Genomic DNA, 8,695 nt, shown 5'->3' on the forward strand with positions numbered 1-8,695 from the left:
GGTCAGCGGAGCGGAGCTTCGGCGAGCAGGGCCCCGCGGGGGCCGCCGCCGGGGCCCCCGCCTAGCGACGTCGGCAGGCGGCGTCCCGTAAAGCGGCGGACACGCGACCGACCCCCACACGCGGCCGTCGCGTCGCCTGCGGGACACCGGCCGTTGACAGCCTGCGCAGGTGCCGTCCCTCCGTCTCGTCGTCGACCGGGTACTCGACCGGGCCGTCGACTTCCGCCACTGTCAGCTGCTCGGGCTGACGGGTTCGACGGCCCTCGCGGCAGGTGGCGTGAGTTCCGGCGCCCTGCCGGTGCGGGAGATGCCCGCCCCCGACTCCGGCCCGGCCGCGCTCGGGCTCGTCGGCGCGTACTTCGGGCTCGTCGTCCTGATAGCGGCCTGGACGCTGGTCGGAGCGGCGGTGCGCGGGGCCCGCCCGCCGGGCCGCCGCGATCTGCTGCTGACGCTGGTGCTGTGGGCGGCGCCGCTGGTGGTGGCGCCGCCGTTGTTCAGCCGCGATGTGTACAGCTACCTCGCGCAGGGCGCGATGGTCGACGCGCGGCTCGATGTCCACACCCTCGGACCGTCCCACCTCGGCGGCCCGCTCCCGGCGGAGGTCGCCCCCTTGTGGCGGGACACGCCGGCCCCGTACGGCCCGGTCTTCCTCGCCCTCGCCGCGCTGGCGCACTCCCCTGGCCCGGCCTCGTTCCCCGCCGACCAGGTGTCCACCGGGGTGCTCGGGATGCGGCTCGTCGCACTCCTCGGGGTGGCGGCCATGGCACTGTGTCTGCCGCGGCTGGCCCGGCACTGCGGCACGGACACGTCCGTGGCTCTCTGGCTCGGCGTGCTCAACCCGTTGGTGCTCCTGCACCTGGTCGGCGGCGCGCACAACGACGCGGTCATGCTGGGCCTGCTGGGCGTCGGACTGGTGGCGGCGCTCGGCCGCAGGCCGGTGGCCGCGGTCGTACTGATCACCCTGGCGGCCCTGGTGAAGGCCCCTGCGGCGCTCGGTCTCTTCGCCGTGGTGACGCTGTGGGCCCGGCAGGGGGAATGGGCTCGGGCACCGCGACTGTCCGCCACCGCCGCCGTCATCTGTCTCTGCGTGGCGACCACGGCGGTGACCACGGCAGCCGTGGGTACGGGATACGGGTGGCTCGCGACGCTGGACACTCCCGTCTCCCCCGGCAACTGGTCCCTCACCTCTACCCTCGGCCGGATGACCACCGCCCTCCTCGACCGGGCCGGCGCCTGGCCCGCGGCTCTCGCCCGCTTCGCGGGTCCGGCGTGGCATCTGCTCGGCCTCGCCGCCACCGCGGCCGCCGTACTGCTCGCCTGGCGCCGCCACCATCTGCTGCGCCCGGTCCACGCGCTCGGGCTCAGCCTGACGGCGGTGGCCGTCCTCGGCCCCGCGATCCGCCCCTGGTACCTGCTGTGGGGACTGTTCCTGATCGCGGCCGCCGGACCGGGCAGATCCCTGCGGCGGACGGCCACCGCGGCCAGTGCGATCCTCGCCCTCGTCGTTCTGCCCAGTGGATTCGCACCGGATGCCGCCCAGTTGGGGGCGGCCGTCGGGGGCGGCCTGCTCGCCGTGACAGCTCTGTGGGGCGCGGACCGCTTCGCGCGTCGACCGATTGGGAGTACTGCATGACACAGCTGGGTACGACGGAGACCACGTGGCGGTGGCCGACGACCACCCGCGGACGGCTCATCCTGGTCGCCTCCCTGGCCTCCACCGTCCTGCTGTTCCTGATGACGGTGCCCCTGCACCGCGGCTGGTTCGACCTGGGTGTGTACTACGGGGCCGTGCACCACTGGGTGGGCGGCGGCGCGCTCTACGACTACCAGGTGCCCGGCAGCAAATACGGCTTCACCTACCCGCCGTTCGCCGCCGTGACCATGCTGCCGATGACGCTGATCCACTGGAACGGTGCCATCGCCTTCACCCTGCTGCTCAACGCCGCCGCGGCAGTCGTGATCCTGCGGCTGACCGCCGGGCCGGTCGTCAGGACCCGGGGCTGGACACCTTGGTACGCCCTGGCTCTCACCGGCTGCGCCTTCGCCCTCCTCGAACCGGTCCGCGACACCGTCAGCTTCGGACAGGTCAACCTGCTTCTGCTGGCGCTCGTCCTCGTCGACCTCCGCCTGCCGGCCGACGGCCGGGCCTCCCGTTACGCCGGCATCGGCATCGGTCTCGCCGCCGCCGTCAAGCTCACCCCCGCCGTGTTCATCGGCCACCTGCTCCTCACCGGCCGCCCCCGCGCCGCCGCGACAGCCACCGCGGTCGCGCTCGGCGCCACCGGGCTGGCGGCATGGATCGCGCCGGACACCTCGCGCGTCTACTGGACCCAGGCGCTCTGGGACACCGACCGGGTCGGCTCGCTCGCGTACGTCTCCAACCAGTCCTGGCAGGGACTGCTCGCCCGGTTCGTCGAACCGTACGAGCCGAGCCGCGGCATCTGGGCGGCCGGAGTCCTCGTACTGCTCACTCTGTGGTTCGTACGGGTCCGCCGGGCGACCGCCGCCGGTGACCACGCCGCCGCGGTCGCGCTGACCGGCGTCCTGGCGTGTCTGATCAGCCCGGTCACCTGGGTGCATCACCTGGTCTGGCTGGTGCCCGCCCTCGCGGTCCTCGCCGGTGCCGCCCTGGACACACCCGCGGGACCGGACCGCCGCAGGCTGCTGACCTGGGCCGTCGCGCTGCCGGTCGTACTGTCGAGCAGTGTCGTGTGGCTGTGGAGCAAGGACTCGTCCGGAATCGACGGCTTCCTCGGCGGCAACACGTACGTGTGGATCGCGCTGGGTCTGCTCGTCGCGCTACCGGTCCGCAGCGCGCCCCGGACGCACCTCCCACCACTGCCCCGCGCCTGACTGTTCTGCGACGATGGACCCATGCGCGCACGCTACGGGCTCCCCCTGAAGATCACCGCAGGAATCACGGCGGCCGGAGCCGCCGGCCTCGTCTACGCCGCGGGCATCGAAGCCCGTTCGTACCGGCTGCGACGGGTGACGGTGCCGGTGCTGCCGCGTGGGATGCGGCCGTTGCGCGTGCTGCAGGTCTCCGACATCCACATGGTGAGCGGCCAGCGCAAGAAGCGGGCGTGGCTCCAGGCCCTGGCCGGACTGCGCCCGGACTTCGTCGTCAACACCGGCGACAACCTCTCCGACCCGGAGGGCGTGCCGGAGGTACTGGACGCGCTGGGTCCGCTGATGGAGATCCCCGGCGTCTACGTCTTCGGCTCCAACGACTACTACGGTCCGAAGCTCCGCAACCCGGCCCGCTACCTCCTCGAGAAGGCGCAGGGCCGCCACGGCCTCAACGGCAACGCCCCGGCCGTCGGCGCCGTCCACAACCCGTGGGAGGGAATGCGGGACGCGTTCGACGCGGCGGGATGGGTGGACCTGACGAACACGCGCGGCCGGCTGAAGCTCGACGGCTACGAGATCGCCTTCACCGGCCTCGACGACCCGCACATCAAGAGGGACCGGTACGACAAGGTCCTCGGCGGCCCCGAGAAGGACGCCGACCTGTCGCTGGCCGTCGTCCACGCTCCTTACCTGCGCGCCCTCGACGCCTTCACCGCCGACGGCTACCCCCTGATCCTGGCGGGCCACACCCACGGCGGCCAGCTGTGCATCCCCTTCTACGGCGCCCTGGTCACCAACTGCGACCTGGACACCGACCGGGTCAAGGGCCTGTCCAGGCACCGGGCGGAAGGGAACATCTCCTACCTCCACGTCTCCGCGGGCTGCGGCACGAACCGCTACACCCCGGTCCGCTTCGCCTGCCCCCCGGAAGCGACCCTGCTGACGCTGACCCCACGCGACTGATCCCCGCGCCGCGCCACCCCCGGCCCGCCGAAACCGGATTTCGCCTCCGGCCGCGGGTGGGCTAAAGTAATCGATGTCGCCGGGACACCGGCGGCATCGGGGTGTAGCGCAGCTTGGCAGCGCGCTTCGTTCGGGACGAAGAGGTCGTGGGTTCAAATCCCGCCACCCCGACAGCTGAAACACCAGGTGAGGCACCTACTGCATTGAGTAGGTGCCTCACCTGTTTTACCTGCGCGTCTATCTGCCTGACTACCGCTCCAAACCACACATGAAGATGCCGTCCATGATCACGGCACCGGTCGGGATCATGGGACGAATCTGCTTGCGGTAGACCTCCTCGGTCGCGGCTGTGCCGGAGTGGCCGACGAGCCGGGAAATCTCCTCCAGCGGGACGCCACGGTCGGAGAGGAGGGACACGAAGCTGTGCCGAAGCTCCCGAGGCGTCCATTCATCCGCCTTGATCTCCTCGGCATCTTTGAGCGCCTGGTGGAAGGCGCGCCGGACGTTGGTGGCGTCGAGCGGCTTGCCCACGGCCGACGAGAAGACGAGCCCGTGCTCCTCCCACTTGTCACCGGCGGCGAGCCGTTCCCAGCCCTGGTCCTGTAGTGGACCCGGCGAAGTTCGACTTCTACGCGATGGACTGTTACCGGCTGCTCGGAGAGGACCGCTTCGCCGAGAACCTTGCCCATGAGGTGATCCGGGCGGGCACCGACTTCGACGGGTCCGAGCGATCGCCGATGCGCATGACGAAGGCGCGGATCACGCTGGGCGTGGTCGCAGCCAGGCAGGGCGACTTGGACCAGGCCGTGAACTACGGCGAGTGGGCGCTGAAGGGCGACCGGCAGTCCCTGCCGTCCCTGCTCATGGTCAGCCGCGAGCTGGCGGCCATCGTCAATCGGGACTTCGCCAATGAGTCGACGGGCCGGGAGTACCTGGATCACCTGACCGCGCTCAGTCGCGCCAGTTAGGGCTGCCCGGCCGAGCATGCTGGGGTGCTGCCGTGGGCGCCGCTCGGCAGCACGTCTCTAAGTGCTCATGCTCTACGCTCCGGTCCGGGGGTGTTCGCATGAACGATCGTGACTGCTACGAAGCCGACTACCAGGATGCGCTTACCCAGGCCGAACGCGTCGTGCGGTTCAGCTGGAAGGTCATCGCAACCGCCTGTGCGGCATCGCTCGCTGTGTTGGCCCTCTGCTTCATCGCTTGGGTCGGCCTTTCCTTCGGCATAGCCGCGATGGACTAGAAGGCGACGCGGTTGCTAGGGCCTGTTACAGGTTTCTCTACCTCGCTTCAAGGCGGCTCGCTCCGCTCGCCGCGCACGGCCCCGGCTCCGCCGGCCGCGCGGCTAGAGCGAGCACACCTGATGCAGTGGACGGTAGCCCGCTGTGGCTGGGCCCGGTCGGCTCCTAGTGGCCGTAGATGTGCCCTAGCACCAGTGGGTCGTTCTCCAGGATGAAGTCCGACACCTTCCAGAACTCGTTCAGCCGCGGGTGCTGCAAGGCCGCCTCGCGATCGAGCTTGAGCCCGAAGAGCGGGCCATCGGGGTGGGCCAGGCCGGCGGTCACAAGCGTGGAGGCAGGCGTGGTCTGCCCCACCACCGGACCAATGCGGCAGGCGAAGGCGACGTGGTCACTCCACTGGTCAGATCCCCCGCCCCACGTCCCGAAGATGACGTCTATCCAGGCATCATGGTCGCGGTCGGTGTGGTGGTAGCAGTTCGCGAAGTACGCGGCGTGCGGGGCACCGTCGGCATAGATGAAGTCCCACGCTCGCTCAATGGGAGCATTGCAGCAGTCGCAGGTGAACTCGCGCGTTTGGCGGTCGGGACCGAAGGTCAGCAGCATGCGCACATGATGCTCGATCATGCGAGAAGCGCTCCTGGCGGGTGCCGCGTGCCCCATGCGTGCCTGATCGGTCGGAGGCGGGCGGGGAACCACGGGGAGCAGAGTGACGACGGCACTCCCCCGCAGGTCAGCAAACTGCCAGGTCAGCCGTCACCCGCATACGGCGTCTTCCAAACTGGTGCTCCAGGGCCTGGCCGACCACGCTTGACTCAGTCATTGAGACTCCACAGACCTTGGGTCGGTCATATGATGGCCACGCAGGGGGCCGCTGGGGGTGGCTCGGTTTCGCCGTTCAAGGCTCTTCGGGCCGCATCGGACATGCTTCCCACTGCCCGCAGCCTCGCGCGTCCAGCATCAACCATGTTCTCAGCAGAGCCGCTACCGGAGCGGTGTGCATGCGTGGCTTCCAGCTCTCGATCAAGGCTACGACGTGCATGAACGGCGGCGGCGGAAACCTCCTTGGGGCCTTCCACGCTGACAATGGCCTGAGCGAGGATCAGGTCGGACAGTGCACGCTGAACTGCTGAGTAACGCTCCTTATACTCTTCGTCATCGATGTGGCTCTCCTTCGCCTCGCGGATCAAGCCAGCGCAACGGATGGCAGCAGCAATGAACTGGGTATAGGCGTCCCGTCTGACCGCACGAGCTTCGGCTTCCCGGCGGTCAATGCGGTCCGCTACGGCCAGCTCGCGTTGTGTCGCGGTCTGGTGGCGCACGCCCCGCAACGCAAGCCAGGAGGCGAGTCCTGCTGCGGCGAAGGCGGCGGCAGCAGTCAAGGCAGTAGTTATCAGCGCTTCGCTCACGAGCAGATCTCACCAAACACTCGCAGCGAGCGCAGCCAATTGGCCGGTTCAGCATTGCGACGGTCAGCCCGTGCCACAGGCGTGCCAGAAGGAGCGGGGACTCACGGGGAACGGCGGCGGCGAAGGGGTCTCCGGGGCCGCCGCCGCAGGAGCCAGCATGGCCCAGGTCAGAGCCCAACTCGCCCCACCACGCTCCTAAAGCGGTGCTATTCCACAACCTCGCCTGAACCCGTTCGCTACGCTCCGCCAATGAATGAGGCCTCTCGACGCTTGGCAAACTTCCGAGTCCACGTGGTGCCAGCGGTCCTGGCTCTGGCCAATCCGCCCTGGCAACGGGATGTGTGGCTTGACCCGTCAACGTTCGAGAACCTGGACCACATCTTCCACACGCTCTTCGACGACTTCTGCGACGCCGACGAACCCGAGCGGTACCTCGGCACAAGTCTGCGAACGGAGGAGGAGGTCGCCCTCATGCGAGAGCTTGGTGCAGCGCTCAACACGGCCGCCGACGAGGCGCCCAACGACACCGATACGGAGTACCTCCAGGCAACCTCCTGGCCAGAGGTCGTGGCCGTCGCCGGACGACTCGCTCAAGTCATGGTCAGTAACGACCTGGGCGAACTCGTCGCACTGCACGAATCCAAGGCTGCTGGCCAGCCGACCGATCAGGCGTGCAGCAAGGAAGCGCAGTGAGTGTCTAACTGCGTGACAACCGCAACGCACAACCGCGCACACCCGCGGACGTCAGCGGTCCATCAACGCAGGCGACAGGCACAGCAGTCCAAGGGCAGCGACCATCCCGAGTTGCTTCGGGACGAAGAGGTCGTGGGTTCACATCCGGCCACCCCGGCAGCTGAAACACCAGGTCAGGGGCCTGATCCGCATCGCGGGTGGGTCCCCTGAGTGGTTTCCGGGTCGTCCGGGAGCCGACTCCGCGGGCGGCCTCCAGCGCCAGGGTCGGGAATCCGCGCTTCAACCTGCCAAGCCGCTCGGGCGAGGACGCCGACTTCGGCGTCCCCGCCCGGTCACTTGCCGCTGTCCTCGGCGAGGGTGTGAGCAACGAGGGCGTTGGCGTGGCCGTGGCCGAGGCCGTGCTCGGACTTCAGCCAGGAGACGAGCTCCATGTGCTTGGTCAGCGGGGAGGAGCGGATGAGGTCCTTCCATTCGGCAATCGGGCGGCCGTACTTCTTCTCGATGGAGGGGAAGTAGCTGGCCGGACCCTTCACTGCGTTCGTCATGGGTGCCCCCGTTTCGTATCGAATGATCTGGCCCGCCGGCGGTGAATGCCAGGACCTAAGCAAGGCATGAACCGCCGGCCTTCCTTGTGCCGGTGTTGTCGTTCCTCTGACCGGCGGCACAGGGCGGAGTCATCGCTCCGGCGATGTGCGCTGGGTCACACGCGGGCCGGGGGCGGTTTCGCGCGCGGGACCGGCGGGTCGCCGGCGGAGCTGGCGACATCGTCCACGTGCCCGTCGGCGAGCCACGCGTTCAGGAACGAGTCGGACGTTCCCGCCTCCATGCTGACGCTCTTCCCGCCCGGGGCTGCCGAGGGAGGTACGTCGAGCAGGTCGCCGAGGCGACGGCCGGCGGTGGGCCGGAGTACCCCGATCTCCTCGTCCGGCACGGCAACTGCTTCGTCGTCGGGGAGGGCCGTCCCCCCCGGTCGTGAGAACCGATTGACCCGATCGGGAAAAGGGGGAACCGAAGCGGTGGGCCGGTCGTTGTCCGGTCGGGCAAAGGAATCGTCAAGTGGCGCGGCCCGCGCCGGATTGCGCAGGGGATTTCCATGGGTGTCAGCCTTTCCAAGGGCGGCAATGTCTCGCTCAGCAAGGAGGCCCCGGGCCTGACCGCGGTCGTCGTGGGCCTCGGCTGGGACGTACGCAGCACCACCGGGACCGACTTCGACCTGGACGCCAGCGCCCTGCTGGTGGACACGAACGGAAAGGTCCTGTCCGACCAGCACTTCGTGTTCTTCAACAACCTCAAGAGCCCCGACGCCTCCGTCGAGCACACCGGTGACAACCTCACCGGTGAGGGCGAGGGCGACGACGAGCAGATCAAGGTCAACCTGGCCGGTGTGGCCGCAGAGGTCGACAAGATCGTGTTCCCGGTGTCCATCCACGAGGGCGAGAGCCGCGGCCAGTCCTTCGGCCAGGTGCGCAACGCGTTCATCCGCGTCGTCAACCAGGCCGACAACAACGAGCTCGCGCGTTACGACCTGAGCGAGGACGCCTC

The 8,695-nt window shown here is 69.2% G+C and carries 11 protein-coding genes, 1 tRNA gene and 1 pseudogene; 8 read left to right on the forward strand and 5 right to left on the reverse strand.

The genetic code is table 11. The features are described 5' to 3' along the window. Positions 1-169 precede the first annotated feature (169 nt). From mptB to AB0K36_RS26075, 4 genes are all read left to right on the forward strand, one after another. A complete protein-coding gene (mptB, locus tag AB0K36_RS26060; protein ID WP_364598849.1) occupies positions 170-1,633 on the forward strand; it encodes a polyprenol phosphomannose-dependent alpha 1,6 mannosyltransferase MptB in 1,464 nt (487 codons plus the stop codon). Then, on the forward strand, positions 1,630-2,853 hold the full coding sequence (locus AB0K36_RS26065; RefSeq protein ID WP_364598852.1) for a glycosyltransferase 87 family protein: 1,224 nt from the start codon (positions 1,630-1,632) through the stop codon (positions 2,851-2,853). The genes mptB and AB0K36_RS26065 overlap by 4 nt, the downstream gene beginning before the upstream one ends. A gap of 21 nt (positions 2,854-2,874) precedes the next feature. Then, complete coding sequence (locus AB0K36_RS26070; RefSeq protein WP_364598855.1) at positions 2,875-3,813, forward strand: metallophosphoesterase; 939 nt, start codon at positions 2,875-2,877, stop codon at positions 3,811-3,813. A 97-nt stretch (positions 3,814-3,910) separates the two neighbouring features. Then, a tRNA-Pro gene (locus tag AB0K36_RS26075) sits at positions 3,911-3,984 on the forward strand. 78 nt (positions 3,985-4,062) lie between these two features. Here AB0K36_RS26075 and AB0K36_RS26080 read toward each other — a convergent pair. Further along, positions 4,063-4,518: pseudogene (locus tag AB0K36_RS26080) on the reverse strand (tyrosine-type recombinase/integrase); the annotation flags it as partial. On the opposite strand from AB0K36_RS26080, the gene AB0K36_RS26085 reads away from it, so the two are divergent. Then, positions 4,419-4,781 carry a hypothetical protein gene (locus AB0K36_RS26085; protein WP_364598858.1) on the forward strand — a complete coding sequence of 121 codons (363 nt, stop codon included), beginning with the start codon at positions 4,419-4,421 and terminating at the stop codon, positions 4,779-4,781. The pseudogene AB0K36_RS26080 and the gene AB0K36_RS26085 sit on opposite strands and share 100 nt — an antisense overlap. A 98-nt stretch (positions 4,782-4,879) precedes the next feature. Then, positions 4,880-5,056 carry a hypothetical protein gene (locus tag AB0K36_RS26090; protein ID WP_364598861.1) on the forward strand — a complete coding sequence of 59 codons (177 nt, stop codon included), beginning with the start codon at positions 4,880-4,882 and terminating at the stop codon, positions 5,054-5,056. Between the two features lie 163 nt (positions 5,057-5,219). Here the strand turns inward: AB0K36_RS26090 and AB0K36_RS26095 are convergent, their stop codons facing one another. After that, on the reverse strand, positions 5,220-5,678 hold the full coding sequence (locus AB0K36_RS26095) for a hypothetical protein (protein WP_364598863.1): 459 nt from the start codon (positions 5,676-5,678) through the stop codon (positions 5,220-5,222). Between the two features lie 221 nt (positions 5,679-5,899). Next, entirely contained in the window at positions 5,900-6,460 is a 561-nt protein-coding gene (locus AB0K36_RS26100; protein WP_364598865.1) for a hypothetical protein, read from the reverse strand. Positions 6,461-6,709: 249 nt separating this feature from the next. Between AB0K36_RS26100 and AB0K36_RS26105 the strand changes: the two genes are divergently transcribed. Next, a complete protein-coding gene (locus AB0K36_RS26105; protein WP_364598868.1) occupies positions 6,710-7,153 on the forward strand; it encodes an SCO4402 family protein in 444 nt (147 codons plus the stop codon). Between the two features lie 332 nt (positions 7,154-7,485). Here AB0K36_RS26105 and AB0K36_RS26110 read toward each other — a convergent pair whose 3' ends face one another. Both AB0K36_RS26110 and AB0K36_RS26115 read right to left on the reverse strand, forming a co-directional pair. Beyond that, a complete protein-coding gene (locus tag AB0K36_RS26110) occupies positions 7,486-7,698 on the reverse strand; it encodes a DUF4287 domain-containing protein (RefSeq protein WP_364598871.1) in 213 nt (70 codons plus the stop codon). A 155-nt stretch (positions 7,699-7,853) separates the two neighbouring features. Then, positions 7,854-8,084 (reverse strand): hypothetical protein, encoded by a 231-nt coding sequence (locus AB0K36_RS26115; protein WP_364598873.1) that lies wholly within the window; start codon positions 8,082-8,084, stop codon positions 7,854-7,856. Between the two features lie 162 nt (positions 8,085-8,246). Between AB0K36_RS26115 and AB0K36_RS26120 the strand changes: the two genes are divergently transcribed. After that, positions 8,247-8,695: TerD family protein (locus tag AB0K36_RS26120; RefSeq protein ID WP_364598876.1), on the forward strand; the 449-nt coding region annotated here is incomplete at its 3' end.

Origin of the sequence: Streptomyces kurssanovii, assembly GCF_040677245.1 — a bacterium.
GTDB classification, from domain to species: domain Bacteria; phylum Actinomycetota; class Actinomycetes; order Streptomycetales; family Streptomycetaceae; genus Streptomyces; species Streptomyces kurssanovii.